General features: G+C 37.1%; 27 protein-coding genes. 9 read left to right on the forward strand and 18 right to left on the reverse strand.

What is annotated here, in order from left to right; genetic code table 11:
• Window positions 1–313: 313 nt before the first annotated feature.
• Window positions 314–2,170, reverse strand: a complete 1,857-nt coding sequence (gene dnaK / locus ACTJKN_RS04700; RefSeq protein WP_440823116.1) for a molecular chaperone DnaK — start codon at window positions 2,168–2,170, stop codon at window positions 314–316.
• A gap of 156 nt (window positions 2,171–2,326) precedes the next feature.
• Window positions 2,327–3,562, reverse strand: a complete 1,236-nt coding sequence (locus ACTJKN_RS04705) for a glycosyltransferase (RefSeq protein ID WP_440823118.1) — start codon at window positions 3,560–3,562, stop codon at window positions 2,327–2,329.
• Window positions 3,563–3,714: 152 nt separating this feature from the next.
• Between ACTJKN_RS04705 and ACTJKN_RS04710 the strand changes: the two genes are divergently transcribed.
• Window positions 3,715–4,296 (forward strand): tRNA-(ms[2]io[6]A)-hydroxylase, encoded by a 582-nt coding sequence (locus tag ACTJKN_RS04710; RefSeq protein WP_440823120.1) that lies wholly within the window; start codon window positions 3,715–3,717, stop codon window positions 4,294–4,296.
• Between the two features lie 35 nt (window positions 4,297–4,331).
• On the opposite strand, the gene ACTJKN_RS04715 is transcribed toward ACTJKN_RS04710, so the two are convergent.
• The 5 genes from ACTJKN_RS04715 to ACTJKN_RS04735 form a co-directional block, all read right to left on the reverse strand.
• Window positions 4,332–5,408 (reverse strand): DUF3810 domain-containing protein, encoded by a 1,077-nt coding sequence (locus ACTJKN_RS04715; RefSeq protein WP_440823122.1) that lies wholly within the window; start codon window positions 5,406–5,408, stop codon window positions 4,332–4,334.
• A 5-nt stretch (window positions 5,409–5,413) separates the two neighbouring features.
• Window positions 5,414–5,791 carry a hypothetical protein gene (locus ACTJKN_RS04720; RefSeq protein ID WP_440823124.1) on the reverse strand — a complete coding sequence of 126 codons (378 nt, stop codon included), beginning with the start codon at window positions 5,789–5,791 and terminating at the stop codon, window positions 5,414–5,416.
• Entirely contained in the window at window positions 5,788–6,180 is a 393-nt protein-coding gene (locus ACTJKN_RS04725; RefSeq protein WP_440823126.1) for a type II toxin-antitoxin system VapC family toxin, read from the reverse strand. Before ACTJKN_RS04725 ends, ACTJKN_RS04720 begins: the two co-directional genes overlap by 4 nt.
• Window positions 6,165–6,374 carry a hypothetical protein gene (locus tag ACTJKN_RS04730; protein WP_440823128.1) on the reverse strand — a complete coding sequence of 70 codons (210 nt, stop codon included), beginning with the start codon at window positions 6,372–6,374 and terminating at the stop codon, window positions 6,165–6,167. Before ACTJKN_RS04730 ends, ACTJKN_RS04725 begins: the two co-directional genes overlap by 16 nt.
• A gap of 82 nt (window positions 6,375–6,456) precedes the next feature.
• Window positions 6,457–7,791 carry a dihydroorotase gene (locus ACTJKN_RS04735; RefSeq protein WP_440823130.1) on the reverse strand — a complete coding sequence of 445 codons (1,335 nt, stop codon included), beginning with the start codon at window positions 7,789–7,791 and terminating at the stop codon, window positions 6,457–6,459.
• 307 nt (window positions 7,792–8,098) lie between these two features.
• Between ACTJKN_RS04735 and ACTJKN_RS04740 the strand changes: the two genes are divergently transcribed.
• The 4 genes from ACTJKN_RS04740 to ACTJKN_RS04755 all read left to right on the forward strand — a co-directional run bounded on the left by ACTJKN_RS04740 (window position 8,099) and on the right by ACTJKN_RS04755 (window position 10,883).
• Window positions 8,099–9,445, forward strand: coding sequence for a DEAD/DEAH box helicase (locus tag ACTJKN_RS04740; protein WP_440823132.1), 1,347 nt, complete (start codon window positions 8,099–8,101; stop codon window positions 9,443–9,445).
• 97 nt (window positions 9,446–9,542) lie between these two features.
• Window positions 9,543–9,815, forward strand: coding sequence for a hypothetical protein (locus tag ACTJKN_RS04745; protein ID WP_440823134.1), 273 nt, complete (start codon window positions 9,543–9,545; stop codon window positions 9,813–9,815).
• Window positions 9,816–9,955: 140 nt separating this feature from the next.
• The gene (gene gldC, locus ACTJKN_RS04750) at window positions 9,956–10,291 is read left to right on the forward strand and encodes a gliding motility protein GldC (protein WP_029275370.1); all 336 of its coding nucleotides are present in this window, start codon (window positions 9,956–9,958) and stop codon (window positions 10,289–10,291) included.
• A 193-nt stretch (window positions 10,292–10,484) separates the two neighbouring features.
• A complete protein-coding gene (locus ACTJKN_RS04755) occupies window positions 10,485–10,883 on the forward strand; it encodes a hypothetical protein (protein ID WP_440823136.1) in 399 nt (132 codons plus the stop codon).
• A gap of 224 nt (window positions 10,884–11,107) precedes the next feature.
• Here ACTJKN_RS04755 and ACTJKN_RS04760 read toward each other — a convergent pair whose 3' ends face one another.
• From ACTJKN_RS04760 to ACTJKN_RS04800, 9 genes are read right to left on the reverse strand one after another with little or no spacing between them, the layout of a single operon-like run.
• Entirely contained in the window at window positions 11,108–12,172 is a 1,065-nt protein-coding gene (locus ACTJKN_RS04760) for a hypothetical protein (protein ID WP_440823138.1), read from the reverse strand.
• Entirely contained in the window at window positions 12,159–13,814 is a 1,656-nt protein-coding gene (locus ACTJKN_RS04765) for an NAD(P)-binding protein (protein WP_440823140.1), read from the reverse strand. The genes ACTJKN_RS04760 and ACTJKN_RS04765 overlap by 14 nt, the downstream gene beginning before the upstream one ends.
• Window positions 13,792–15,303: a polyamine aminopropyltransferase gene (locus ACTJKN_RS04770; protein ID WP_440823142.1), complete on the reverse strand. Its 1,512-nt coding sequence runs from the start codon at window positions 15,301–15,303 to the stop codon at window positions 13,792–13,794. Before ACTJKN_RS04770 ends, ACTJKN_RS04765 begins: the two co-directional genes overlap by 23 nt.
• Window position 15,304: 1 nt before the next feature.
• On the reverse strand, window positions 15,305–15,529 hold the full coding sequence (locus ACTJKN_RS04775) for a DUF350 domain-containing protein (RefSeq protein ID WP_230143628.1): 225 nt from the start codon (window positions 15,527–15,529) through the stop codon (window positions 15,305–15,307).
• Between the two features lie 7 nt (window positions 15,530–15,536).
• On the reverse strand, window positions 15,537–15,710 hold the full coding sequence (locus ACTJKN_RS04780) for a hypothetical protein (protein WP_440823144.1): 174 nt from the start codon (window positions 15,708–15,710) through the stop codon (window positions 15,537–15,539).
• Window positions 15,711–17,024, reverse strand: a complete 1,314-nt coding sequence (locus tag ACTJKN_RS04785; protein WP_440823146.1) for a DUF4178 domain-containing protein — start codon at window positions 17,022–17,024, stop codon at window positions 15,711–15,713.
• Window positions 17,024–17,398 (reverse strand): S-adenosylmethionine decarboxylase family protein, encoded by a 375-nt coding sequence (locus ACTJKN_RS04790; protein ID WP_440823148.1) that lies wholly within the window; start codon window positions 17,396–17,398, stop codon window positions 17,024–17,026. The genes ACTJKN_RS04785 and ACTJKN_RS04790 overlap by 1 nt, the downstream gene beginning before the upstream one ends.
• 44 nt (window positions 17,399–17,442) lie before the next feature.
• Window positions 17,443–17,841, reverse strand: a complete 399-nt coding sequence (locus tag ACTJKN_RS04795) for a hypothetical protein (protein WP_440823150.1) — start codon at window positions 17,839–17,841, stop codon at window positions 17,443–17,445.
• A 20-nt stretch (window positions 17,842–17,861) separates the two neighbouring features.
• On the reverse strand, window positions 17,862–18,341 hold the full coding sequence (locus ACTJKN_RS04800; RefSeq protein ID WP_440823152.1) for a methylated-DNA--[protein]-cysteine S-methyltransferase: 480 nt from the start codon (window positions 18,339–18,341) through the stop codon (window positions 17,862–17,864).
• A gap of 241 nt (window positions 18,342–18,582) precedes the next feature.
• Between ACTJKN_RS04800 and ACTJKN_RS04805 the strand changes: the two genes are divergently transcribed.
• The 4 genes from ACTJKN_RS04805 to ACTJKN_RS04820 all read left to right on the forward strand — a co-directional run bounded on the left by ACTJKN_RS04805 (window position 18,583) and on the right by ACTJKN_RS04820 (window position 22,295).
• Entirely contained in the window at window positions 18,583–19,248 is a 666-nt protein-coding gene (locus tag ACTJKN_RS04805) for a heme exporter protein CcmB (protein ID WP_440823154.1), read from the forward strand.
• Window positions 19,249–19,337: 89 nt separating this feature from the next.
• A complete protein-coding gene (gene ccsA, locus ACTJKN_RS04810) occupies window positions 19,338–20,000 on the forward strand; it encodes a cytochrome c biogenesis protein CcsA (protein ID WP_440823156.1) in 663 nt (220 codons plus the stop codon).
• 1 nt (window position 20,001) lies between these two features.
• Window positions 20,002–20,220 carry a CcmD family protein gene (locus tag ACTJKN_RS04815; protein ID WP_029275364.1) on the forward strand — a complete coding sequence of 73 codons (219 nt, stop codon included), beginning with the start codon at window positions 20,002–20,004 and terminating at the stop codon, window positions 20,218–20,220.
• A gap of 653 nt (window positions 20,221–20,873) precedes the next feature.
• Window positions 20,874–22,295 carry a Glu/Leu/Phe/Val family dehydrogenase gene (locus ACTJKN_RS04820; RefSeq protein ID WP_057932370.1) on the forward strand — a complete coding sequence of 474 codons (1,422 nt, stop codon included), beginning with the start codon at window positions 20,874–20,876 and terminating at the stop codon, window positions 22,293–22,295.
• Window positions 22,296–22,900: 605 nt separating this feature from the next.
• Here ACTJKN_RS04820 and ACTJKN_RS04825 read toward each other — a convergent pair.
• Window positions 22,901–24,301 carry a hypothetical protein gene (locus ACTJKN_RS04825; protein ID WP_440823158.1) on the reverse strand — a complete coding sequence of 467 codons (1,401 nt, stop codon included), beginning with the start codon at window positions 24,299–24,301 and terminating at the stop codon, window positions 22,901–22,903.
• A 63-nt stretch (window positions 24,302–24,364) separates the two neighbouring features.
• Window positions 24,365–26,401 carry a hypothetical protein gene (locus ACTJKN_RS04830; protein WP_440823160.1) on the reverse strand — a complete coding sequence of 679 codons (2,037 nt, stop codon included), beginning with the start codon at window positions 26,399–26,401 and terminating at the stop codon, window positions 24,365–24,367.
• Window positions 26,402–26,405 lie beyond the last annotated feature (4 nt).

Here is a 26,405-nt window from a genome sequence, read left to right on the forward strand (position 1 = left end):
TGTTTAAAGGTGAGAATAGTATATGCCATGACCCTAAACCGAAGATAATTATTTGGATTAGTTTATGCACACTGCAACCTGAGTTTTTTATACTGGCCTAAGTTAGCTAAACCCGATTGGCGTGGATGCCGATTTTTCATCGGCAGAAACAAAAGCGGGAGTATCGGAACCCGATAAGCATTGCCTTTGCTTTCCAAAACAAAAAACAAATATATTGGCCTCAATAGCAGGAAAGATCCTGAAATAAATCCGATAGCTATCGGATCAGGATGACGTACTGAGGCTGAAAACTGCCAATTGCCAAAACCGAAAACTACTCTATCTTCTTACCTTTCATGGCAGTAGAAATCGCCGCATCCATTACACGTTCGGCAAAAGGACGGGTAAATTCATTCAGCTCATCTGCTTTCTTCAAAATGGTATCTTTTTCTTGAGTAGCTAACGCCGTTTTAAGTGCTTCGATGTGTACTTTAGTATCTGAAATTTCTCCTTCGGTTAAATGCTCGGCATGTTTTTCGATAAAACGTTCAGCGGTATAAAGCAATTGTTCGCCTTCGCTTCTTGCTTCAATAAGCATACGTTGCTCCACATCACTTTTAGCATGTTCTATGCTATCAAGCAGCATTTTCTCTACTGTATCGTCGCTTAAGCCATAACTTGGTGTAATTTCGATCTCTTGTTTAACACCCGAACGTAACTCTATCGCCTGAACAGTTAAAATTCCATCGGCATTCAGTAAAAAATTGATGTCTACTTTCGGCAAACCCGCAGGCATTGCAGGAATTCCCTTTAAGTCGAACTCAGCCAGCTTTCTATTTTCTTTCACTAAATCGCGCTCTCCCTGATAAACAGAGATTTTCATATTTACCTGTCCATCTATCGAAGTGGTGTATTGGCGACCAGCTTTAGTAGGTACTTTGCTGTTGCGGGCAATAATTACATCCATCAGGCCACCCATGGTTTCGATACCCAAAGAAAGTGGCGTAACATCTAATAACAAGATGTCAGAACGGTTTCCTGCCAAAACATCGGCCTGAATGGCTGCGCCAAGTGCTACTACCTCATCAGGATTGATATTATCCTGTGGTTTTTTACCAAAGAAATTTTCTACAGCCTGTTTTACAAAGGGCGTACGGGTAGAACCACCCACTAAAATGACCTCATCAATATCGCTGGCTGATAAATCTGCATCCTTTAATGCATTTTTACAAGCGGTGATGGTTTCTTCAACCTTTGCTGCAATTAACTGCTCGAAAGTCTGTTTATCAAGTGTGCACCAGATTTCGCCAACCTGTTCGTTGTATAAATTTTGGGTTGATAACGCTTTTTTAGCCGCCTCAGCCTGTAGACGTAAGGTTTGCATCAAAATATTATCCTGAGCAACTACTGCTACATCTAGGTTGTTTCTCTCCAGCCAGTAATTTAAAATGGCCCGATCGAAATCATCGCCACCCAAATAAGTATTGCCGTTTGTGGCCAATACCTCGAAAATTCCATTCTGGATCTGTAGAATAGAAACATCAAATGTTCCTCCTCCTAGGTCGTAAACTGCAATTGTTTTTTGTTGTGAGGGATCTAAGCCAATTCCGTAAGCTAAACTTGCTGCGGTAGGTTCATTTACAATTCGCATCACATCTAAGCCGGCCAGTTTCCCGGCATCTCTTGTGGCCTGACGCTGACTGTCGTTAAAATATGCCGGAACAGTGATTACAGCTCTGTTAACCTGAGTTTTTAGCGCGTGTTCTGCTCTTGCTTTAAGCTCCTTCAAAATTTCCCCCGATAATTCGATCGGTGTGTAGAAACGGTCGCCAGCATGGATTTTAACCAATGCATCGCTATCATCATCAATAATTTTGTAAGAAAAAATAGCTGCGTGTTCGGCTACATCTTTGTAAGAGCGGCCAAGTAATCTTTTAACTGAAAAAATGGTGTTTGAAGGATCGGTGGTTAAGTATTCTTTAGCCTCGTTACCTACAACGGCTTCATTCTGTCCATTAAAGTATACCACCGATGGTACCAATATTCCTTTACCTGCATCGTTAATTACCTGCGGATTCTTATCTGGATTGATAAACGCCACCAAACTATTGGTAGTACCTAAATCTATTCCAACTATAATTTCTTCCTTCTGAAACGAACCTGTAGCAAGGTTAATTGATATTTTTGCCATGGCTGCAAATTTACAATAATGTTGTGCTAAAATTGTTGTTAAGTTGTAAGTTTTAGTTGAAAAAGTCCGAGGTCGGAGGTTCGAAAGTTGGGAGTTTTATTGATATTACTATATCTTCGGGCCTCGGACTCCCGACTTCGGACTAAAGACTCTGGACTATCTCTTATTCTTTTCCTCAATCCACAACGACATATATTTAGTGCTCTGTGCCGTATGGTGATTTAATAGCTGTCCAAAAAAGTTATTTTGTCGGTGTGCCATTAAATCTGAAGCTAATCTTTCAACGTCCTTAATGAATTGATCTGTAAAATATTTAGCAGAATACCTTTGGTTAATAATCTTTACGCCATTTTGCTGTGCGACTTGCCAGGCATTTTTATCCTGATAGAGTTTTACGGCTTCATCAATAAATAACGCTAAATTATCTTCAATGCTACCGTTCCAATCTAAATCGCCTTTCATGGCTTCTGCACCAACGGATGTGGTTACCGATGGGGTACCTACTTGCATGGCATCAATAAATTTCCCTTTTACGCCTGCGCCGAACTGAATAGGGGCAAGTAATATCCGATGTTTAGCAATGGTTTCTTTTGCGTCTAAAGCTCTTCCTTTAATTAAGAATTTTTCGTTTTTGTTATCCAACTGAAGCACTTTTTGCGAGGCATAAGATCCAAATATATTCAAGTTTGCACCTGGAAGCCTTTTTCTGAGTATTGGCCAGATCTTGGTTTTTAAAACCTGAACGGTATTCCAGTTGGGCTCATGAAGGAAATTGCCAATGAAAACAAAATCTGCCCGATCTTCAAAGGGAATCCATTTTTCGACAACCTGCAGATCGATTTCTTTTTCGAGAAATGGTAAATAATAAATTAGTGAAGGATCAATTTTGAATTGATTTTTCAGTATATCCATCTCCACTTCTGAAATCATTATAGATAAATCGCAGCGTAAAATTGAAGCAACTTCTCTTTTTGCAGTGTCCGAAAATAAATCTAAAACCTGTCTTTTCTTGTCGCTTTGTTGGCGTGCACTTCTCAGGCAATGTAAATCTTCGGTATCTAAAATCCTAACTGCATCAGGGCATTCCTGCTGAACCCGCCAACCATATTGCTCTTCTACCATAAAGCGGTCGAACAGTACCATTTCTGGATTTAATTCCTCCAGAAATAGGTTGAAACTTTGGTCGTTTAGTTTGATTTGTTGCTCAACAACGCTAGTCTTACTAAAATCATAACTGAAATCGCTTTTTGATGCCGCTGATGCAAAAGTGATCTGATAACCTTTAGATAGAAATAAATCAATCAATTGGATCATCCTCGTACCCGCTGCTGATGAAGTGGGTTCGGGCCAAACAAATCCAATAATTAATAATTTCTTAGCGGTTGTTTCCATTTACCTGCAAAATAAGTTCTTTTTTTTGGCTCCCACAGATAAATGTGATTTTCACAGGATGAAATGTAAATCTGTATAATCTTTTAAATGTGTGGGGGATATTAAACGTATCTTAAATATTCTTAATTTTGCGGCTCAATTACAAGCACTACATGTTAGGATTAAAATTATTGACAGACCCACGTTGGGCAAATATTGCGGAATCGAATTTAGAAGAAATTTTATCTGACCATGCCTGGTGTGAACAAAAGGCGGCAACCAATGCCATTACTTTAATTACTCAAAATTCAGAACATCAGGATCTTGTAGATGAATTAACAGCGATTGCCATCGAAGAAATGCAGCATTTCCAGATGGTAATTGAAATTATAAAAAAACGGGGTTATACTTTAAGTCGCGAGCGGAAAGATGACTATGTTGGTCGTTTGGTGAAATTTAGTAAAAAGGATGGAAGCCGGAATATGGCTTTTATTGACAGGTTATTATTTGCAGCAATGATTGAAGCTAGAAGCTGCGAACGTTTCAGGGTACTTTCGTTAAATATAAAAGATCAGGAACTGGCCAGGTTTTATCATGAACTAATGGTCTCAGAAGCCGGGCATTATACCACATTTTTAAATTTTGCGCGTAAATACAGTATTGATGTTGATGTAGACAAACGATGGAAAGAATGGTTAGATTTTGAAGGGGAACTGATACAAAGTTTTGGAACTAAAGAAGCGATACACGGATAGTTCAGTTTTCGGTTTGCAGTTTTCATCATCAACTGTTAATTGGTAACTGTTAACTCCTTTTTATGTATATTCCACAGCCAAATTACAATATCCTGATAACTATCGATTCCTTTTTTTTGATTGTTCAGTTTTAAGAAGCTATCGAATGCGGCATCCATATAACCGAACATATCGCCGTTGTATTTTCGCCAGAATTCTTTTTCGGTTTTAAAATCGGCTAAAACCTGTGGTAAGAGTTTCAAATAAAGCAATTTATAATCATCAGGAGATTTCATTCTGATCTCGAATAAAATATACCGTAACATTTCATAATTGGCCGAATATTGATAATTTACATCAACGCTGTTGCTTGCAGTGAGATAACCCAAAAGATTGGCTTCGTCTTCATAAGCGATGCCCAGTTGATGGCCTATTTCGTGGCAGCTTACATAAGGTTTAACGAAATCTGGTAAATTCATATTCATATTGGCTTCGCCAGAAAGCGGTGCGTAATAACCTTCGATGCCAATTTTACTGATCATCCATGAATTTAAAACAGATTTTAAGCAAGGGTTTTGATATTGGAATAATTTATTTTTTCGCAACATAAGCGAATAGGCTTCTGCGGATTTTGATTCCATTTCTTTGATCGTGTAAGCTGGAATTTTGCCTTGCTTCAGTTTTAGATTATTGGTTTTTTGGATAAAATAATCGCCAAGAATAACTAATTCTTTAACGTTATATTTTTCATTGCCAATACCCAGTTCTTCACTAATGCTTGGCCGGCTGTAATTTAAACCCCATACAATTTTGAATATGATATAGAGCAGCAGGAAGAAGCTGAGGACCTGTAAAGGAACAAGAATTCTATCCTGTCTTTTTAGCGATTTTCGTTGTTTATAAAATCTAACGATCTTATAAAGTACAAAACCAATCAATAAGGCGTAAATGATATCGCCAATGGCGAAAGGAAAAATAGATGATATAAATCTTAATATTGAAGAAATATAAAGATAAAAGCCCGTTGAATAATATTTTTGAACAAGGGTTGGGAAGAAACCAAATAGATAAATTAGCAGCGCAATTACTAAAACAACGATAAATTTTGAGTAGATAGATTTATTTTTTTGCATTTGTATTACCAGTTGAAAATAATGACCATCATAATAATCACCAATATGAATATTGGCCTTAGTAATTGTTGTTGGTCTGCTTTTCTAAGGTATCCATCTTTCCTTAATTCCCAAGAAACTATAATCTCAAAAAGTGTTGTTAGCGGACTAAATATGAAATCTATGATATAATATGACTCATTTGCAAGCTTAAAATTTCCGATTTGTATTTCTTTTTGAGTATAAAATTTACTTTGGTTTATTTCACCCTCAGGTATATTTCTCAACTTGAGTTCCTCTTCTGCCTGTATCAAGGCAATTTCATTCCAATCTTCAGGAGAACTTACGATCTGCAAAAGTTGTTTTGTTGTTCTATCTTTGATAGGATGATTGAAAGTAGTCATCTTTTAAGTAGTTTCAAATCCTCAATGCTTTCGAAATGTTTCTGATTAAGTGTATCGAACGATAAATTGTGAGCAACAGCAGTTGCTGCAATGAATAAATCAGCCTTATCGATGCTTTTGCGAAGTATTTTAAGGTTATTCTGAATGTCTACAGCTGCTAAAGCTGCGGCACTATCAAATGGAAATACAACCAAATTCGATAACATTATTTTCCAGAATTCAATCTGTTCACCTCTTGCCCCGGTATAAATTTCAAATTCTGTGATGCTAGAAATGCATAAGTTTTGAGACTTTTGAGATAGCATAAACAACCTCGTTTGTGATTTGTCCTTTTTACGGAAATAATCAATCAAAATAGATGTATCAACCATTATTATTTGGTCCGCCATTCATTTATGGATTTTCTTGTTTCTTCGATTTTTTCAATTTGGGCCTCAGAGAAGACGGGGCCATTTAATAGGATATCTGAAAATTTAACACCGTATTTAACGGCAGGTTCTTCAACTTGATCTGTAGGATTTATGCTTTTATTTTTCTCCTTTTCTTTCAAATAAGCAACAAAATCCGAAACCTCCTTCTTCATGTTTGACGGGAGTGATGAAATTTCCGAAAATAATTGCAAGTCTGTCATCGCTAATTCATTAAGCTAAACAAATATAACAAATCTATCTGGCAAAAGTTAGGCGTTTTCCGATCTGATCGGTCGTGAATTTGCCATTTTGATAAGCCAGATTCCCTGATACAAAAGTGTGGGTAATGCTTGCCTGGAAGGTATCTCCATCGAACGGACTCCAACCACATTTATAGAAATTATTAAGTTTGGTTACTGTCCAGGAATCTTTCAGGTCTACCAAAACCAAATCTGCCCAGTAGCCTTCGCGGATGAAACCACGTTTTTCGATATCAAAACAGATGGCCAGGTTGTGTGCTGTTTTTTCTACGATTTTCTCTAAAGAGATTTTACCCTGTAAATGCATTTCTAGCAGTGCTGGTAAGGCATGCTGTACCAATGGACCACCAGATGGGGCTTGGGCGTAAGGCTGCTGCTTTTCTGCCAATGTGTGTGGAGCGTGATCTGTTGCAATTACATCAATATAATCTTCAAGAACACCTTTAAGCACTCCTTTCTGATCATCTTCGGTTTTTACCGCAGGGTTCCATTTAATGAAATTTCCTTTTGAAGCGTAATCCTTATCGTTAAACCAAAGGTGATGTACGCAAGCTTCTGCAGTAATTTTTTTATCCTTTAAAGGCGTAATATTGTCAAATAGTGCTATTTCTTTTGCTGTAGAAATATGTAAGATATGCAACCTGGTTTGATAAGTTTTAGCCAGTTCGACCGCTAGTGATGATGATTTATAACAAGCCTCTGCGCTGCGGATTAGAGGATGCATATCAATGGTCAGGTCTTCACCGTATTGCGCCTTAAACTTGGCTAAGTTTTCGCGGATAGTTGCTTCATCCTCACAGTGGGTAGCCACTAATATCGGCGCCTTACTAAAAATGTTTTCTAAGGTTTTTTCGTTGTCCACCAGCATATTACCGGTTGATGAACCCATAAAAACCTTAATACCGCAAACGTTTTTAGGATCGGTTTTTAAAACCTCTTCAATATTGTCGTTGCTGGCCCCCATGTAAAACGAATAGTTCGCTAACGAAGTTTGGGAAGCAATTTCATATTTATCAGCTAATAAGCCCTGTGTTAGTGTATTGGGTACAGTATTGGGCATTTCCATGAAGGAGGTAATCCCTCCGGCTACAGCGGCCATGCTTTCGGTAAAAATATCGGCTTTATGTGTTAAACCTGGTTCGCGGAAATGTACCTGATCGTCAATCATACCTGGTAAAAGGTATTGTCCTTCTGCGTTAATTTCTTGCGCATCAGGAGCAGATAGATTTTGACCGATTTTGGCTATCAATCCATCTTTTATCAATACATCGGCAACAATTTTTTGTCCTTCATTTACAATTGTGGCAGCTTTTATCAGGTAAGTATTCATGGTTTCAAAGGTAAAAATAGATTTGAGAAGTTAGATATGAGATTTGAGAATTTTGACACGCTAATTTGGCGGATGAAAGGTGCTGAACTGAGTTTAATGTTACTGTTTTTGGTTAAATAAACCTGATAGTAGTGGGCATCCCGATTTTTATCGGGATAAAACGGATAGCAGGGCTGCCCTAACCGAAGAATTATTGAAATTGCTTTACACCTAATTCTTATAAAAGGAATCTTGCATTTTAGAATGCATCAAAACCTTCTGCCTTACGCCTTCTAACCGTCAACCTTAATCACTATCTTTGTGCGCTATGGCAAAATCGTTCGAAGAATTTAAGTTAAACAGGCAAATTTTAAATGCAGTTGCCGATGCAGGTTATACCGTTGCCACGCCGATACAGGAAAAAGCAATTGCACCAGTATTATCTGGGCAGGATATTTTTGGTATTGCCGAAACTGGTACAGGAAAAACCGCTGCTTTTGTTCTGCCAATTTTAATGCAGTTGAAATATGCTCAAGGCGATAATCCGAGGGCTTTAATTCTATCTCCAACCCGCGAACTCGCAATGCAGATTGCCGAGCAGGTAAAGTTATTTTCTACTTATACGGATTTACGTTCTTTAGTAATTTTTGGTGGAATCGGTCCGAAAACACAGAAAGAGCAGATCGCTAAAGGGGTTGATATCCTGATTGCTACACCCGGAAGATTTTTGGATTTATATTTGGCAGGTGATATTAATACACAGAGCCTAAAATTTTTGGTGCTGGATGAAGCGGATAAAATGATGGATATGGGCTTTATTGGCTCTATACACCGGATTTTGGAAATCGTACCGCGTAAACGCCAAAATTTGTTGTTTTCGGCAACCATGAGCGATTTAGTACAGAAAATTGCAGGCGATTTCTTGAATAATCCACTTGTGATTGAGGCATCTGCGCAAGCAACCCCTGCTGCAAACGTAACGCAGACTTTGTTTTACGTTCCGAATTTTAAAACGAAAATTAACCTATTGCAGCATTTGTTGAAGAATGATGAGGCTTTTAACCGCCTGATCATTTTCTGTAAAACAAAAACCGTTGCTGATAATATTTACAGTTTTATTGAGCGCAGATATGGTGCTGAGAATGTTCGTGTAATCCACGCCAATAAAGGGCAGAACACCAGAATTAACTCAATAAACAGTTTCAAAGAGGGTAATATCAGGGTGCTAGTGGCCACAGATGTGGCAAGTAGGGGTATTGATGTGAGTGATGTAAGTCATGTGATCAATTTTGATGTGCCTATCATTATAGAAGATTACGTACACCGTATTGGCCGTACCGGTAGGGCTTTTGCCAAAGGCGACGCGATAACTTTTGCTACGGATGCCGAAAAATATTATATCCGCAAGATCGAAAAATTGATCCGCCAATATATTCCAGTGGCCGAAATTCCGGAAGGTGTTTTCATTGATGAAACGCCTTATGAAGAGCGCCAGCATATTGCGAAGGAAATCGATATGCAGAAACGTAAGGAAGATCCTGATTTTAAGGGCGCTTTCCACGAGAAAAAGCATGCTGCTGCAATAGAGAAAAAGGTAAGAGAAAAAGCCAAAGCAAAGGCCGGCAAACAGGTAAAGAGTTTTAAAAAAGGTAAAAAATTCGATAAGAAAAAGTAATGAACCCAACACAATTAAAATAATTATTAATTTTTTAAATAATTATTTCAATTGTCAAAGGCTCCATCTGACAATTGAAAACAAATAAATAACACAGATGAACTTTAGGATTACGCCTTTAAATATCGTTAGCGCCATTGGTTTGGGATTAGTGGCCGTAAATTTAGTTTCAGAGAAAAGCACGGTACCACGCCATGTGGATATGAGCGGCTTTTATCTCCTGATTTTAGGTTGCCTTATCCTTGTAACCTTTATTACAGATATGATTTTCCGGTTCACGTTGAAAGATATTAAAAGGATCTGGGTGGTAGAATTGATATTTATCGTTATTGCGGCTGTTTTGATGCTGATACTCCAAAAAGTAGCGTAATTAAATCGTAAAAATATCTCAACAATCTTTATCGGTGCAATCAACCAATCTGTGGAATCAAATTAAATAAGCATCTTTGCATCCGGAAAAATTAGTAGATAAATTTACGTAGTCTCTTTATCGGTGAAATCAATATTAATATGAAAAAAGCAGAAATAAAAATAACGGTTGAGTTAGATGAAGGCAATAACCCCGATAACATACTTTGGGAGAGTACAGATTCTGGAAACGCAGATAAAGTGCCTGCAAAGGCTATGTTTTTATCGGTTTGGGACCACAATTATAAAAATACTTTAAAGATAGATCTTTGGACAAAAGATATGCCTGTTGATGAGATGAAACGTTTCTTCTACGAAACCTTGCAAACCATGGGCGATAGCTTTTTGAAAGCCACAAACGAAACTTTGATTGTTGAAGATTTACGTGATTACTGTGCCCACTTTGCAGATAAGATGGGGATTATTGAGGGGCAATAGTTCATTAGTCATTAGTCATTAGTCATTAGTCATTAGTCATTAGTCATTAGTCATTAGTCATTAGTCATTAGTCATTAGTCATTAGTCATTAGTCATTAAAAAATGCCAAGTAAGTTAGCTATAAACTATTAACTCCCGTTAAACCAATTAACCAATCAGTGAAATCGCTAAAATCAGTGTAATCATCTTAACTATGTTAGTATTAAATAAATTCAGGGCTTGGTTAGGCATTTTGCTATGCGTTATTGCAGGTTTCTGCCCAATGTTAAAAGTGCCCATTAAAGGCAATTGGAACTTGTATCAATCAGATGCACGTTTGTTTTTGATCACATATGCCATTATCGCCATTTCGGTGTTGTTTCTGTTTATCAGAAAAGTAGGTGCCTTTAAGTTTATGAGTTTCGTAATGGCTATCTGGTATGTTTTAGCGGTAGTTGCTGTTTATTTTACTGCAAATAATTATACTAAATATGGCTTCGCCAATAAACTTATAGGTAAAGTTGTTCATTTCCAGTGGGGTTGGATTGTACTTTTAGTTGGGGTTATATTTATGCTTTTCAGTGTTAAACGTGGCGAAAAAATTACGGCTTAAGCTTTTCGTGGAATTGCGAGGTTAATTTACCTACCTCACATCCTTTAGCTTTACATCAGGCTACAATTTCATCATGAGTTTTCTTCGGCATAGTCTGATTACAGCTCATGATGAACAAAATTTATGACCGGGATAACTTACCACAATTTAAGAATAATCGTCTGCAAGTTCGATCATCCAGCAGTCAACATTTATCCTACGAAACGGATAAACGGACGAATTCTTTAGAATTTGTTTTTTGCTTTCCAGATAAAGCCGTCAAGTATATAATGCGTAGCCTGTGGTAAGGCTAAAAGTGGAACCAGAAGCGATAATAACTCACTATTGGTAACCTGCGGCAAGCTTGAAAAAGGTTTGAAAACCGATTGATGTTCTTTCCATACCAAACCATCCCAGAGGCCCTCTTCCAGGTAGGCAAATAATACCAAAATCAATAAGAAATAAAATATCCCGAATTTTCCGAAGCACAGATCCATGATTTTATTCTTAACGGTTTTATCTCCGATTTTTTTCTTTTCAAAAAACCAGATGAGCGCCATATACGGGATGCCATGCGAAATTACGTTTAAGGTAGTAAAAGCCATATCGCCATTAAAATAAACGATGCCGAAATACCAGGATAAAAACGTTCCGATTACGATTAAGTTGCGCGGAATGTTAATCCACTTTTTGCCGATGATCAATATAATTTCTTTAACCGCATAGATGGCGATGATTAAGACGTACACCATGCCGGAGTATCTTAATAGCATATCGTTCTTAAAAGTGAAAAAATCACCTTCTACAAACCAGTTGAAATTTCGGACACTGCTTAAATGCCAAAAAAGCAAAGGGTATAAAGTTGCGGTATAAATGGCAATTTTATCAATTGTAGTGAACAGTTTGGTTGAATTTTCGTTACGGGAATACAGGCGCATAAAGCCATATTGCTGCCTGATAAAATGGTAAACGGCCAAATAAGCCAATATTCTCCAAAACCATAAACCATCGAACCGGTAAAGTATAACACCTGTAACATAACAGGCCAATGGAATAGAAATAAGCAATGTATACTGCCTTTTGAAATTACCCGGACTAAAATAGGTTCGGTATAACGTGCTGTAAACATGTGCAACATCTATAAAAACAATTAAAAATACCCAATAAGCCAATGGAATACCTGATGAGTTTTGAAACTGACCCGGGAAAAGCAAAACCAGCAATAAAGAGAAAAATGCAGGCGATATAATGAAAATAACATCACTCCATGCAGTATTAAGCCAGGGTTGGGTTTGTTTATGTGGTAGCATTTAAAACCTGTTTTGCTGCGTTAATACCCTGGTGAAAAGCCTCCTCAAAGATAGATACCCCGCTCAGATCACTGTGGGCAAAGAAAATTTTATTATTGATAGGAGCTTTCGCTTTTTCCAAATTTTCACTCCAAACAAAATTTGTGGTAGGTGCTATCATTCCGTGCCCCCAAATCCAGAAATCGATATTTTCAATAGCATCTGTAATTCCCGGATGGATCATCTCCAATTCAGGAACAACAATATCAAGCCATTGTTCGTAACTTCTCGCATATGCTGCCAGCCGTGCAACTGCGGGTTCAAAATCACACAGCGGCAGGTAATAAGTAATTACTTTTTTATCCTCCGAGAGCTTTAAATGTTGCTGCGCCGAATTTACATAACCAACAGAGGGCGTATTATAGGCCACATTATCCCAACAAAGATTTATACCTTTCGATTCTGGTAATTCGTTAATGGTAATATTGGCGATCAGCCATGGAGAATAGTTAAAAGCTTTATAATCAATATTCCGGTTAAAGTTTCCGAGTAAGCGATTGTTTACAAATTGTGGTGTGCATAAAATAATCTTTTCGGCTATTATTTCCTCAGTGGTGTTGGTATGCACATTATATATGGAAGCTGTTACATCGCCATTTGCCATCGATTTTAAACCATAACATAGGATTGATGTTTTGATATGATCTTTTAGCTGCTTAGCAAGTTGCTTCATGAGCCAGCCATTGCCTTCGGGCCAGGTTAGTATGGCATTCTGTTCGGCATTTGCTGCTTTTCCTCTGCGCGAAGCGAAATAGTGTAAACCTGCCCAGGCTGATATTTTATCTATCTTTTGCCCATAATCATCTTTGCAGGCATAGTTTAAATACCACAATAGGTATTTAGAATCGTATCCTTTTTCTTCGAGGTACGAACGAAAAGAAATCTTATCCAGTTTTCTGAAGCCAGGATCGCTTGATGAAGAGCTTAGTGGGATATTGAACAAAAATTTTCCGTCCTTTCCTTTGGTGTTTTTTAACTGATCTACTTCTTGTAAAAAGCGCTTAATCTGTTCTCTATCAGTTGTGGGTACGCCAAAATCGGGCACCAAACCTTCCTGCCATTCACCATTGATCAATAATCTTTCCTCAGGATCAAAAGTGAGAAAATAATCGTTGTAATAGGGGAGTTCTTTTTCGAAATGAGTAATTACATTAATTTCCTGCAAAAAATCGATAAGCAGGTTATCATCATTGTTTGCAATGGTAATATAATGTGCACCTAATGGATATGAGGATACTTTATTCGTGCCAAAATAAGAGTTTCCGCCAGTGTGATTTTCCAGTTCCAGGATTTCAAAATCCGTCTCACCATTCTTTTTTAACCATCTGCCAGCCGATAAACCTGAAATTCCGCTGCCGATAATCAGTGTTTTTACCTTTCTGGTGTTATTTGGGGCTGGTAATTTTATCTTATCGCGCAAAATATGACCAGCTTTTGCATTTGGGCCCTGTAAAGTACCTTTAATGTTGTATCTGGTTGATCTGATTTTTTTATAACAGCTGTTCAGAAAAATGCCACCTGTTATCAATCCAATCCTCAAAAGAAAAGAACGCCGTTTTAAATATGCCGATAAATCATCTTTATAAAACGTTTGCCCACTCATCTTCGAAATATTTCACCAAAATCTGGTTGTTTAATTTATTTACATCAGTTTCTACCTTGGCCATATCTTTTGGGAAGAAAAGCATAAGATCTAAACTTTCTTTCGAAACGAACCTTAAACCAGGTAAATATTGCTGAGGTTTTTTGTAAATATTATCCGGACCGGTTGCCATAATGTAACCCCACTCGCCAAAAGAAGGTACATAATTGTGATATGGAATGGTTTTTAAACCCACACTTTCGAGGGTTTTGTTAACCGTCCAAAAAGATTTTGGTGCAACATAAGGTGAAGTTGACTGAACAACCATTAAACCTTTTGGTGCAAGTATACCCTTGACCAGGTTGTAAAAAGCGTTGGTATACAGCTTGCCAACAGCATAGTTTGAGGGGTCTGGAAAATCGATGACAATGAAGTCGAATTTTTTATGCTGTGCTTTGATCCAGCTAAAAGCATCGGCATTAATTACTTTAACCTTTGGCGATAAGAGTGCATTTTTGTTTAAAGCTAAAAGGATCTTGTTCGATTGAAAAAGGCTTGTCATTCCTTTATCTAAATCTACCAGTGTTACCGAATCAATATTGGAGTATTTTAAGATTTCTCTAACAGCAAGGCCATCTCCACCACCCATTACGAGCACATGTTTAGCAAAGGGCAATGCCTGCAAGCCGGGATGTACCAGTGCTTCATGGTATCGATACTCATCATCAGAGCTAAACTGGAGGTTTCCATTTAAGAAAAGCCGTAAAACTTTATTTTTTTTAGTCAGAATAATCCGTTGATAAGGTGTGCTTTTTGAATAAATAATGGTATCGCTATAGGTCTGACTTTCGGAGAAACTGGTGATTTTATCCGCGTAAACGAAACCTACCAGCAATAAAATAATGCTTACCATAGATGCACTCTGCAGATATTTGGAAGCCCTGATTTCTTTTTTGAAACTTAAACACACAATTAAAGCCACAGCAACGTTGAGCATCCCAAACATATAAGCTGTTTTTACCAGCCCTAAATGGGGGATAAGCAAGAGCGGAAAAATTAGTGAGGCCAGTAGTGCTCCGATGTAGTCGAATGTAAAAACCTTCGAAACCAGATCTTTAAATTCGTAGCGGTCTTTAAGGATGCGCATCAGCAATGGGATTTCTAAACCCACAAGAATACCTGTTAGGCTTACAAAACCATATAATACAATCCTGAATGAAGCAATACTTTCAAAAACAAGGAACAAAACGGTTGAACTAAAACCCCCAACTAAGCCGACTAAAATTTCGATCTGAATAAACCACGAGAGGATATTCTTTTCGAAATACTTAGATATCCAGGAGCCTATACCCATAGAAAAAAGGTAAACGCCAATTATTGTAGAGAACTGGGTAACTGAATCGCCAAGCAAATAGCTGGCAAGTGTACCCGCAATCAGCTCGTAAATGAGACCGCACGTGGCAACAACAAAAACAGAAATTAATAAAAGTGCAGGTAGCTTTTTGTTCATGCTAACTATGAATTGCTGAACTTATAATAATTGCCATTGCAATAATAAAAGCCGCAAAAACGATTGCTAATGCCAGGTTTTGCTTTTCCAGTATTTCTTTCCAAAGGTTTTCGGGGGTCATTTTTTCAATAATCCAAAAAGCTATAAAGAGAACCATTATGCCCAATACGGAATAAACCAATGACGCAATAATGTACTTGATGTTAATTAATTCATTTAAACTCATAATGTTTTTATTTATGGTAAAATCTATTTACATGACCAGAATGACTTTTATTGCCATTAAATTCTGTGTTTTTTTCTACTTTATCTGGGAAGTAAGCACGGCCTTTTAAACCACTGTAGCCATAAAAACCTATAAAGGCCAGCAGTAAAATAAGATAATATTTTATCGGTTTCAGATTCATTTATTCTCCATTTACAAAAGGTGAGAAATCGCTGTTATTCCATCTTCTTTTTTCATAATCGCGCATTAAAAGCCAGCAGATGGCCGGAAAAATACAAAGTAATAATATGGTGGTTATCGTATTGCCCCACATGGTTACATTACTCACCGCTTTTATGTAAAGGTTATTTCTAAATACATCTCCTGATGATGGATACACGTTTAAATGGTATTTTCCTTTAGGTATTTCTGATAGCACAACCGATTCTTTTGTAGAACCTTCCGACCAGCTTTCGCCATCTTCAGTACCATGATAATATTCGATCCCTTTACTTACTTCCCAGGTTTTGTTATCGCTTTCGTTAACCAGTACAATTGTGGTTTCCAGCCAGTTATTATCAACTGCCGAGGCGATTTCGAATTCAATATTTGATGATTCATCATCAAGCGTAAAAGACGGCGTAATAAACGACCTGAAAGAATCAGGACCACCTTTAGTATCGTAAACAATTAAAAAATCATCGTTTATTAACTCCTTTTCAGGTTTTATTGCATTGAACAGTAAATGGAAAAGCAGCACTAAGATAATAGCTGCGCCTGTTATCTTTAATGAGGCTGTCCACCTGTCAAAGGCCTTAGATGGCTGGTTTGCACCAATCCCAATCTGCTTGGGTAAGTCGTTTTTATCAATTTTGAATGCATCGGCAATTACTTCTGCATCGAGGTACTCGCCAATATAATAATTGGTTTGGTTATTTGCTTTACTAACCTCCTTTACAACCATAAAAGGTGGTGCGATGTATTCGGTAGCTTTAATCCTTTCGTTAACCACATCCCAATCTACTTCACCAAGCATGGCTGTAACTATTGGTGTATACCTGTTAAAAAGTTTGTATTCAACATCTTTATAACCAATGCTTAATCCGTAAGATATAGGCGCTTTATAATCAGGGAGAAAATCTTCGCCTGCGATAAAATTCCAATGGCCATCGAATTCTGATAAGGTAACATAACCTTTATCGGGGCTGGTTAAGATATATTCACGCCAGGCATAGCTGGTATTGGCTTCCTTTTTTTCGAGATAGGCAATTACCTTGAATTCAGTGCCATGAATATTTCCTGTTGAACCGAGTTTTAATACGAGAACTTTATCCGGTTGATCTAATTTTCTGTTCAGCCTTGTTTCTGCCCTGGTAAAAATATGTAGGTACGAGAAACAAGATGGGCAAACTATATACTCGCTTTTAGCTGGCTCGTAAAGCACAATATCTTGTTTGCAAATCGAACAAGTAATTGTCTCTGATAATTTAAAAAATGATTTTACTGAATTCTCCATTAGCGAAAAACTTCAGTTTTCTGTATTTCTATCCCTTCAAAAAAATGGAGTACAGCTTCATAAATATCTTTAACCTTTTGGGTATTGTCTTTTTGATAGTTTGATAAAAAAATATCAAAAGTTGCCAGTTTAAATTCAGGCCATGTATGGATAGACAGGTGAGATTCTGTCAAACAGATTACGGCCGTAAAACCCCCATTAGGAAAATCGTGGTAAACTTCGCCAACCTTTTCCAGCCCATTTGTCTCAATTAAGCTGTTAAAAAGTGCTTTACAATCGTGAAAGGAAGAAAGTTGTTCAGTTTTTTCAGACGAGAACTCTGATAAAATATGTAAGCCAGGATTGTAGTTCATTGAGCGTTTGGTATCTTCCAAAAATATAAATTATTTTAAATGTAGGAAGATTTTAGGAGCAGAATTTAAAATTTAGTATCTGCGATAAAATAATCGTTGGTATCATCTTCCAGGGGAATATAGATTCTTTCCCATTCATTACCTTCTATAACCTCCCATGTGTGCCCTTCTCCAGCCGTATCATTGGCAATGAGTATAATGCCCGGCTCGATAATAAAAGTTTCTCCATTGCTTACTGTAAACTGAAGTTTACCCTTAATCGTAATTACGTATTGACGCCTTGGTGCGGGATGAGGGATCTTCTCTAAAGTTGATACATCGGTTTGGGCGAAAAAATAACTGGCATTAATATGCTGACGGATAGGGATTGTACCCGTTTCAAAAGCACATTTGTTATCTTCAATATTAATTAAACGGACGGCTTTTATATAATTTTTAGTTGTTTCAGCTTGCTCTGTATTCATCTGCAAAATAAAGTATGGTTTTAAAATTTTAATTCAGTTTGTCCTTTTTGGGCAACTTCACGTTCGTGTTGTAGCAGCCATTGTTTACGCCATAAACCACCTGCATAGCCTACAAGTTTACCATTACTGCCAATTACCCTATGACATGGCACTACAATGGCAATATTGTTTTTTCCGTTTGCTGCGGCAATAGCCCGTATAGCTAATGGATTTTGTGCAGAAAATTTGGCATATGAAGTGGTTTCGCCAAAAGGTATGGTTAATAAATGCTGCCAAACCTCCTGCTGAAATTCAGTCCCTTTTTGCTTTATCGGAAAATCGAAAGCCTTTAAATCGCCTTTAAAATAATCATTTAACTGGTTGGCTACCTTTACCGTAAGTTCGTTTTCTGAGAACCCTTTAATATCCTTTTCGGCAAAAGTAATTACATGTACAAAATCGTCATCAGCTAAGATGGTTATTGTGCCAACAGGCGATGGGATAACTGATGCGTAGTTCATATCATAATTACTTTAACCACAGATTCTCACGGATGAACACAGATTGTTGTGGACATTTTTTGTGTTCCGCGCTTAATTTAGATTTTTAGAACATTTGTGCTGCTACGAAAAAATGCCATCTGTGTTTATTCTCTTCATCTGTGGTTTGAAACTTTTTTCTGCCACCTAAACTTTAAACAAAATTACAACAATACAACAATTTAAGCATGCAATATTTATCAATAAAAGTATCTTTGCGGTTATGCAATTGGCCAAAGAGGTTAAATATTTAATTCACAAGGAAGTATTGTTAGAGTGGCGCTCCAAATATACCATTAACGGTGTATTGCTTTATGTAGTTTCTACCATTTTTACCTGTTACCTCTCTTTTGTTAGCCTGGGCGATAAATTAACATGGAATGCCTTGTTTTGGATCATCATGCTTTTCGCCTCAATTAATGGCGTATCGAAAAGTTTTTTGCAAGAAACCAAAGGGCAACAATTATACAGTTATATTTTGGCAAGTCCAGCTGCGGTTTTAATTTCTAAAACGGTTTACAATACGCTCCTTATGTTGGTGCTTACTACAATTGCTTTAGGTTTTTATACACTGGTTTTCGATTCTTTTACCCCGCCCGATTTAACAATGTATTACATCGCCGTGGTATTGGGTAGCATCAGTTTTTCTACTGTATTTACAATGGTTTCGGCAATTGCTAGCAAAGCGGGAAATGGAGGAATGTTGATGGCTATTTTAAGCTTTCCAATTATTATTCCAGTGTTGATCCTGTTAATTAAACTGGCCAAAAATGCTGTTGACGGCTTGCCGTGGGAAAATAGTTACGATGAAATAGCGATGTTACTGGTGGTGAATGTACTCATGGTGGCAACGTCTTTATTGTTATTTCCTTACCTTTGGAGGGATTAAAAAATGATTGAATGAGAGATGGATTGAATGATAGAATAGAGAATAACATTTACTAATTCAGTCATTCAAAACTCAATAATTATATAGGTATGAATAAAACTTGGTGGAAAATTTTAGGTTCGGTTTTGGTAATTTATACTGCAATAGCAGGTTTATTGCTTGGGGTACCGCATCTGGCTATTTTGAACGAAACAATCCGTAATCTGTACTTCCATGTTCCGATGTGGTTTGCCATGATTGTGCTCTTTTCGATCTCTGTTTTTTACAGTATAAAATCATTGAGCACCAAAAGTGAAATTGATGATATTAAAGCCGTAGAAAGTGTAAACGCTGGGATAGTTTTTGGCGTTTTAGGTTTAGTAACAGGTGCTATCTGGGCTAAATATACCTGGGGACAGTTCTGGAGCTTCGATCCTAAACAGAATTTCGCTGCCATTTCAATTTTGCTCTATTTTGCCTACCTCATTCTGCGCAATGCGATTGATGAAGAACAGAAAAGAGCCAAGATTTCTGCCATTTACAATATTTTCGCCTTTCCAATGATGGTGGTATTACTTTTTGTTTTGCCCCGTTTAAAAGATTCATTACACCCAGGCAATGGTGGTAACCCAGGTTTTAACAGCTACGATTTAGACAGCCGCATGCGAATGGTATTTTATCCTGCTTGTTTAGGTTGGATATTAATCGGTTACTGGGTTTATACCATCCGTTTCAGAATACGTAATATAGAAAACAAACAACAACATAACTAAAATGAAGAAGATATTTTTCTCCCTGATATTAATGATGGCCACCATGCAGTTATTTGCGCAGGATAATGGCGTAGAAATGGCTGATAGCCTTCGTAGCAATGGAAAGATATATGTTGTGGTAATATGTATCGTAATTATTCTTGTAGGTTTGTTGGCCTATCTTTTCTCAATCGATAAAAGATTAAAGAAAATAGAAAAAGAAAACCAAACTGATAAATAATAGCGTAAATACGAATGCTGGTTAAAACCATATTTGGCTTTAATTGTCGGTAAATTGATGTATTTTAAGACTAAATTAATCAGTTTTTTGTGTATATCTTGTTGTAAAAGAGGTTTTTGCTAATTTTAAAAGCCCTAATTAAAAATACAGCGCAGTAACCACATAAAATACCTACATCACAGTATTGTTTCTTGATTATTTATTGATCAAGTTTGGTTAGTTATAAATTAAATCAACGGGACGATTTAGGTTAACTTTAAGAAGTGATCAACACAATTGATCACTTTTTTTATGTCCAGTTTTTTATTTGTATTTGCAATATTCGTAATATTGATCTGTTTTTTAGCTTTTATTTGTTGAGTGTTGTAATAAAAGGCTGTTTTGAATATTTTTTTTATAATTTTTTTTTGATCAAAATAAGCTGTAATAAAGCCTATAAAAATAGTCGTTTTATGGTGTATACTGACTAAGATATCTGGGTTTAAACGTGTTTTGATATAGTTTTTAAACAGTTTTCTCCAGCGGGTGTAAAAGCTCATTTTAGGCTAAAATGGAATGGTGTTTGCTTTACACTAAGTCTTTTTGCATTTGGATATGTGCAGTTTTTTTAGGCAATTTTGCACCGAAAACTTATTCAATATAAAAAATAAATAATGGCTAATCTAGCAGACGAGAACAAGTTCTTTGCAGATGTTTGTAAGAACTTTGACAGTGCGGCTCAATTCACCAATCATCCAGAAGGTTTATTGAACCAGATTAAAACATGTAATAGTGTATATCGTTTCCAATTCCCAATCCGCCGCGGAAACGGTTTTGAAGTAATTGATGCTTGGCGTGTAGAACACTCTCACCACATGAGCCCTACCAAGGGTGGTATCCGTTACAGTGAAATGGTAAACGAAGATGAGGTTATGGCGCTTGCGGCCTTAATGACTTACAAGTGTGCTATTGTTAACGTGCCATTTGGTGGCGCAAAAGGTGGTATTAAAATTAACACTAAACAATACAGCGTTGCCGAGTTAGAAACCATCACCCGCCGTTATACAACAGAATTAATTAAGAAAAACTTTATTGGCCCAGGTATCGATGTTCCCGCTCCTGATTATGGATCTGGCGAACGCGAAATGAGCTGGATTGCCGATACTTATATGACCATGAACCCTGGTCAGTTAGACGCTTTAGGCTGTGTAACTGGTAAACCAATCGCTTTACATGGTATCCGTGGCCGGAAGGAAGCTACAGGACGTGGTGTTGCATATGCAGTACGCGAATGTGTTGAAGTGGCAGAAGATATGGCTAAAATAGGCTTTAAAGCTGGTTTAGGCGATAAAAGAGTAATTGTTCAGGGTTTAGGTAATGTGGGCTACCATTCGGCTAAATTCTTAGCAGAATTTGGTGCTACTATTGTAGGTTTATGTGAGTTTGAAGGTGCTATTTACAATCCTAATGGATTAAATGTGGATGAGGTTTTTGCACACCGTAAAAATACTGGTTCGATCTTAGGGTTCCCTGGTGCTAAAGACTTTAAAAATTCGATGGAAGGTTTAGAGCAAGATTGCGATATCATTGTTCCTGCAGCTTTAGAAAACCAGTTCACTGAGCTTAACATCCGTAATATCAAAGCGAAAATTATTGCTGAAGGTGCAAATGGTCCAACAACGCCAGAAGCTGAAACAATTTTTACCGAAATGGGCGGTATCATCATTCCTGATATGTATTGCAATGCGGGTGGTGTTACGGTTTCTTATTTCGAGTGGTTGAAAAACCTTTCTCATGTGGCCTTCGGTCGTATGGAGAACCGTTATGCAGCTAATTCAAATGCCAATCTGATCAATACTTTAGAAAACCTAACCGGTAAAACGATCCTCCCTGAGCACCGTTTAATGATTGTTAAAGGCGCATCTGAAATGGAATTGGTTAACTCTGGTTTAGAAGACACCATGATCCACTCTTACCACGAAATCCGCGAAACGTTAATGAACAAGCCAGCAACTCAAACATTGAGAACAGCTGCTTTTGTAAATTCAATCGATAAAATTGCGGTTTCTTATATGAATTTAGGCGTTTGGCCATAATCGACTAATCGTCATTGCGAATCCCGATCCTTTATCGGGATATCGCAATCTTATTATGAAGCCTTGCAGGATTAAAACTGCAGGGCTTTTTTATGTTCAAGATCGTTATAGTGGCTTGAAGCGAAACGGAGAGAGATTTGTTTGATAGAGCTTGCGCGCCAAGTGAAACATGATTGTTTGATATTAGGAAATGATTGGTCTGTGGTTCTTGGCAGTTACTGCCCCGCTTTCGCTTATAGTCCTCGCTACGCTCCGGGCTATTCCGCTCCAATCGGGTTTAAGAATCAGAGGCTGTGCACCCTGCAACCCTAAAAATGAAACACTGCCTTAGCTGCTTAGCCCCGGTTGCAGCGTTACCCTGCAGCAACGAGGTACGAGGCAGCGAAGCGTAAAAGTTTAAAGCGGGAAGAAACTTTTTGTTTTGTACAGGCAGTGCGCTCCAAATAATGAATATATTGTTAATTTTAGAAATGAAGCGCTATATTTCATTGGACTGGCTTGGCCCTGCTGTACTCCTGCCGATGAAGGATCGGCATCCGTTCCATCAGGTTTAGGTACAATGGACAGTTAATCTACCTAAACCACTTGAATCTGTGGGAAATACTTTACTTGTTTACCGGAACATCAACAGAAAAATTAAAATTTAGTGAGCTGTTGAAACCATTTTTAAATGTTTTTAAAAGTTGGATGAGGGCGTTGGCATCCCCGTTTAAAAATAAAAGTTCTGATTGCAGGTTGATTTTGTCTTTTCCTATGCTTTTTGCTTTGATCTCTAATTGACTAAAAGTACCCAGTTTATCTGCAATTAAGGGCATTGGTGTTTGTTTAATCAACTTTTTAAAATCTACTTTAAAATAAAAAAAATCGTCAGATGATGTCCTTTTTAAATCGGGTTTGGCGTTTTGTACTGTGCTTAATTGAATATTACCACTATTGCCTTTGAAATACACCTGGTATAATGGAATCATCGAACTGCTGATCTTTCCGGTAGCTTGATCCAATACACCTAGTGATTTAAGATAATCGCTTACTTCGCGGTCATTGGCAGTCAGATTCATGGAAATAGAAGGAATCTTCCGGTCCTGAAGTACTTTTTTTTCAACCCTTTCAAAATCATCATTATATTCATAACCTACAACAGTATCTACCTGCGTAATGGTGTTTGTCCATTCAAAATCTACATAATCTTTGTAGAATCTGAAAAAGCTATCCTTTGAAAGGAGAGAAGGGATTCCGGTCTGATTTTTCTTAGGTAATGCTGATTTAAACTTTGCGTTTAGCCACATACTTACCGTGCTTTCTGGATTTAGAACCCGGTGCTGCGGTTTAGCTGCCGGCACGATCATTTGGTTTATGAATTCATTGCTAAAATTAATTTTTCCATCAGTAAAATTAATTTTGCTAAAGTTCCCGGTATTTTGAAACGAAATATGATCGGAAAGGTTTACAAGCTGGTTAAATCGACTCTCGCCAACTTTAATCATGTTTTTGCGGTTCAGTATTTCTTCAAGTGTAGTTTTTACTTGTTCTTTTTGTGGCGTATAAGCAAAAGCGACAGTTGTTTTGTTAAACAGGATAAAGAAGGTCGAATCTTTGGATTGAAAGAAATTACTATCTTTTTTAATCAATGGCAAGGAGGATTTTTTTTGGATAAAATGGTTAAATGCTAGCGTATCCGCTATTTCGAAGCTCGAAAAAAAAGTTGTTTTTGCTTTTCCTTTTAAACTATATATATAAACGTTTGCCGGAATTTTCAATCCGGTTTTTAAATCATTTACCTTTTCTTTAATTCCTTTCTTATCTGCTCCCGAATATTGATTAGGATGTTTTATATAACTAACCGCAATGGTTTTGTAAAGCTCATCCACATTTATTTTAAGTAAAGCGGTGGTAGAAACAGGGATGGTGGCTTTATTGGCCTGGATTTGCCTGTATTTGAAAAAGCCGAAATAACAAATAAGCAGCAATAAAACTATTGCTGCTGTTATTTTTAAAAAATTCTTCATGGAATATGGTTAACTGTTTAAATCGGTTAACTTTAAACTGCCGACTGATAATTGCCAACTAAACTACTTAGCTGCATTTTCAATTAACGAGAACAAATATTTCAATGCATTTTCATGTCCGTTCGGAATTTCAGCACTAATATCTGCTGAAACCAATCTGCCCTTAATCGGGTTCGATTTCATATATACATTGCCCATTTTTTCTAAAGTGCTGTTAAATTTCTTAGCAGTTTCTTCACCACCTATTTCCGAATCTGGTACTTTGTCAACCAGGTTTTTGGCATTAAACAAAAAGCTGAAATTGTTTTTGCTCAATAATTGTTTGTGCAGTTTACTTAATTTATTGCTGTTATATTGATTGTTGCTAATGCCCTGCATTTCAGTTAACGAATTACCGAAAAATACAATGCCATCTTTAATCATAAAGTAAATATCAATCGGGCTTTTCTTTTCCAATATTTTATAAATGTTGTTCTCAACAGATACATAATTTTTGTTTACGCCATATTTAATCAATTTGTTAATCAATCTGTGATCTTCTGATGAAAACATGAAAAGGAAATCAGGCAAGGTTTCTTTCTTGGTTTTAACTATTTCTTTTTGTTTGTAATCATCATCATATTCGTAAGTGGTGTAAGTAACATCTTTGGTGTTTAATCCATTAATTACGAATAATGCATCACCTTTAATTACCTTGCTTACTGCTTCTTCATCCAGCAAAAGACTGAAGAGATCAGCGCCCAGATCAATTTCTTCATCCATTTTAGCTCCCAAAAAAGAACCATAGGTTTGTTTCAATAATTTAGGGAATTCTTCCAGATAAGCTTTGGTATCAATCGAATAGCTCATAAAGCCAAGCGCTTTTTCACTGTTTACATATTTCAAAAAGTTTTTGTTTAACTTTCTATTCATGATTTTTTTATACGCATCTGCCTGTTCCTGCGCTAATTCTAAGCCTGTAGAGATACGGAAACTTTTATCATCCATAAAAAGTTTGGCATTTAATGCACCATAACCTTTCATCAGTCCTGCCTTTCCATAAGTGCCGAATTCTGGAGCAATCGAATTATAAACATCTTGAAGACTCGATACCCAAAGTTCTGCAATGGCTTTATTATCTAAACTTGCTGTATAAGATTTGTTATTCTCGATAGACTCGTAAGTACCATTGAAAATCTGATCTGCCTGGACGGTCATCCAGGTAAAAGCCAATCTCCTTTTCTTTGCATCTTGTTCCAAACGCTCTTGTTGGTAGGTATCATATTGTTCATCAACAATACCATGAACAGGAGTCATGGCGCTCGCAGTATCGACTGCGAATTCTCTTGCTTCTCTGGATTCTTCAAAATCTGAATCTATTTTAGCAACTCTTTTAGATTTTTTGGCTGTTTTCTTTTTACCGGTTTTTTTCGTTCCGACAGTTTTTTTGGTATTCTTTTTAGCCGTCGATTTTTTCTGAGCTTTTACTTTTTCAACAACCGGGGCTTCAACTGCTTCTACCATAGGTTCATCGGTGGTTGCGTAAGTAGAATCTACAGCCACAGCCGCGCTATCAGCAATTATTGTATCATCACTTTGGAACCTTATATCTTTAATCCCATAACGTGCAGATTTAACTGAATCCGAAAAGAAAGATCCTTTTATGCTTCCGGTTACAAAATATAGCATGTTGTTGTTCCATTTAATAATGCTCGTGCTATCAGGCAAAACCATCGTACGGATATCGCCCTGCTGTGTAAATTTTTTCTCTTTATTGTCAATCAGACTTTCAAATTTTTTAGCATCTTTTATCGGAATAAGAAAACAGTTATATGTAATGCTATCGCTTAACTGATTAAAGTAATACATGTTTTTCTCCAGGTTGATGCCGAAATCTTCTATGCTGGTAAAGCTTTTATCAAGTGATTTCGAAGTTTCGGTCAATAATTTCTTGCCTACAAAAGATTCGTTAAAATCTTTTACAAACATCAATTTAAAAACGTTATCGCCTTTAATGGTGGCCACTGTGAAGGCATTTGCAGGTATTTTCTTAACCAGATCCTGAGCCTTGGCCAGGTTAAACGATAAGAAAAGAGCGATTGCAATTAGAATTTTTTTCATTAGA

The organism is Pedobacter sp. 22163 (assembly GCF_052045595.1).
In the GTDB taxonomy this organism is placed as follows: Bacteria; Bacteroidota; Bacteroidia; order Sphingobacteriales; family Sphingobacteriaceae; genus Pedobacter.

Bases quoted from the DNA above. Each gene is read 5' to 3' on its own strand.
- dnaK (WP_440823116.1), bottom strand. From the start codon at position 2,170: ATGGCAAAAATATCAATTAACCTTGCTACAGGTTCGTTTCAGAAGGAA.
- ACTJKN_RS04705 (WP_440823118.1), bottom strand. From the start codon at position 3,562: ATGGAAACAACCGCTAAGAAATTATTAATTATTGGATTTGTTTGGCCC.
- ACTJKN_RS04710 (WP_440823120.1), top strand. From the start codon at position 3,715: ATGTTAGGATTAAAATTATTGACAGACCCACGTTGGGCAAATATTGCG.
- ACTJKN_RS04715 (WP_440823122.1), bottom strand. From the start codon at position 5,408: ATGCAAAAAAATAAATCTATCTACTCAAAATTTATCGTTGTTTTAGTA.
- ACTJKN_RS04720 (WP_440823124.1), bottom strand. From the start codon at position 5,791: ATGACTACTTTCAATCATCCTATCAAAGATAGAACAACAAAACAACTT.
- ACTJKN_RS04725 (WP_440823126.1), bottom strand. From the start codon at position 6,180: ATGGCGGACCAAATAATAATGGTTGATACATCTATTTTGATTGATTAT.
- ACTJKN_RS04730 (WP_440823128.1), bottom strand. From the start codon at position 6,374: ATGAAGAAGGAGGTTTCGGATTTTGTTGCTTATTTGAAAGAAAAGGAG.
- ACTJKN_RS04735 (WP_440823130.1), bottom strand. From the start codon at position 7,791: ATGAATACTTACCTGATAAAAGCTGCCACAATTGTAAATGAAGGACAA.
- ACTJKN_RS04740 (WP_440823132.1), top strand. From the start codon at position 8,099: ATGGCAAAATCGTTCGAAGAATTTAAGTTAAACAGGCAAATTTTAAAT.
- ACTJKN_RS04745 (WP_440823134.1), top strand. From the start codon at position 9,543: ATGAACTTTAGGATTACGCCTTTAAATATCGTTAGCGCCATTGGTTTG.
- gldC (WP_029275370.1), top strand. From the start codon at position 9,956: ATGAAAAAAGCAGAAATAAAAATAACGGTTGAGTTAGATGAAGGCAAT.
- ACTJKN_RS04755 (WP_440823136.1), top strand. From the start codon at position 10,485: ATGTTAGTATTAAATAAATTCAGGGCTTGGTTAGGCATTTTGCTATGC.
- ACTJKN_RS04760 (WP_440823138.1), bottom strand. From the start codon at position 12,172: ATGCTACCACATAAACAAACCCAACCCTGGCTTAATACTGCATGGAGT.
- ACTJKN_RS04765 (WP_440823140.1), bottom strand. From the start codon at position 13,814: ATGAGTGGGCAAACGTTTTATAAAGATGATTTATCGGCATATTTAAAA.
- ACTJKN_RS04770 (WP_440823142.1), bottom strand. From the start codon at position 15,303: ATGAACAAAAAGCTACCTGCACTTTTATTAATTTCTGTTTTTGTTGTT.
- ACTJKN_RS04775 (WP_230143628.1), bottom strand. From the start codon at position 15,529: ATGAGTTTAAATGAATTAATTAACATCAAGTACATTATTGCGTCATTG.
- ACTJKN_RS04780 (WP_440823144.1), bottom strand. From the start codon at position 15,710: ATGAATCTGAAACCGATAAAATATTATCTTATTTTACTGCTGGCCTTT.
- ACTJKN_RS04785 (WP_440823146.1), bottom strand. From the start codon at position 17,024: ATGGAGAATTCAGTAAAATCATTTTTTAAATTATCAGAGACAATTACT.
- ACTJKN_RS04795 (WP_440823150.1), bottom strand. From the start codon at position 17,841: ATGAATACAGAGCAAGCTGAAACAACTAAAAATTATATAAAAGCCGTC.
- ACTJKN_RS04800 (WP_440823152.1), bottom strand. From the start codon at position 18,341: ATGAACTACGCATCAGTTATCCCATCGCCTGTTGGCACAATAACCATC.
- ACTJKN_RS04805 (WP_440823154.1), top strand. From the start codon at position 18,583: ATGCAATTGGCCAAAGAGGTTAAATATTTAATTCACAAGGAAGTATTG.
- ccsA (WP_440823156.1), top strand. From the start codon at position 19,338: ATGAATAAAACTTGGTGGAAAATTTTAGGTTCGGTTTTGGTAATTTAT.
- ACTJKN_RS04815 (WP_029275364.1), top strand. From the start codon at position 20,002: ATGAAGAAGATATTTTTCTCCCTGATATTAATGATGGCCACCATGCAG.
- ACTJKN_RS04820 (WP_057932370.1), top strand. From the start codon at position 20,874: ATGGCTAATCTAGCAGACGAGAACAAGTTCTTTGCAGATGTTTGTAAG.
- ACTJKN_RS04825 (WP_440823158.1), bottom strand. From the start codon at position 24,301: ATGAAGAATTTTTTAAAAATAACAGCAGCAATAGTTTTATTGCTGCTT.
- ACTJKN_RS04830 (WP_440823160.1), bottom strand. From the start codon at position 26,401: ATGAAAAAAATTCTAATTGCAATCGCTCTTTTCTTATCGTTTAACCTG.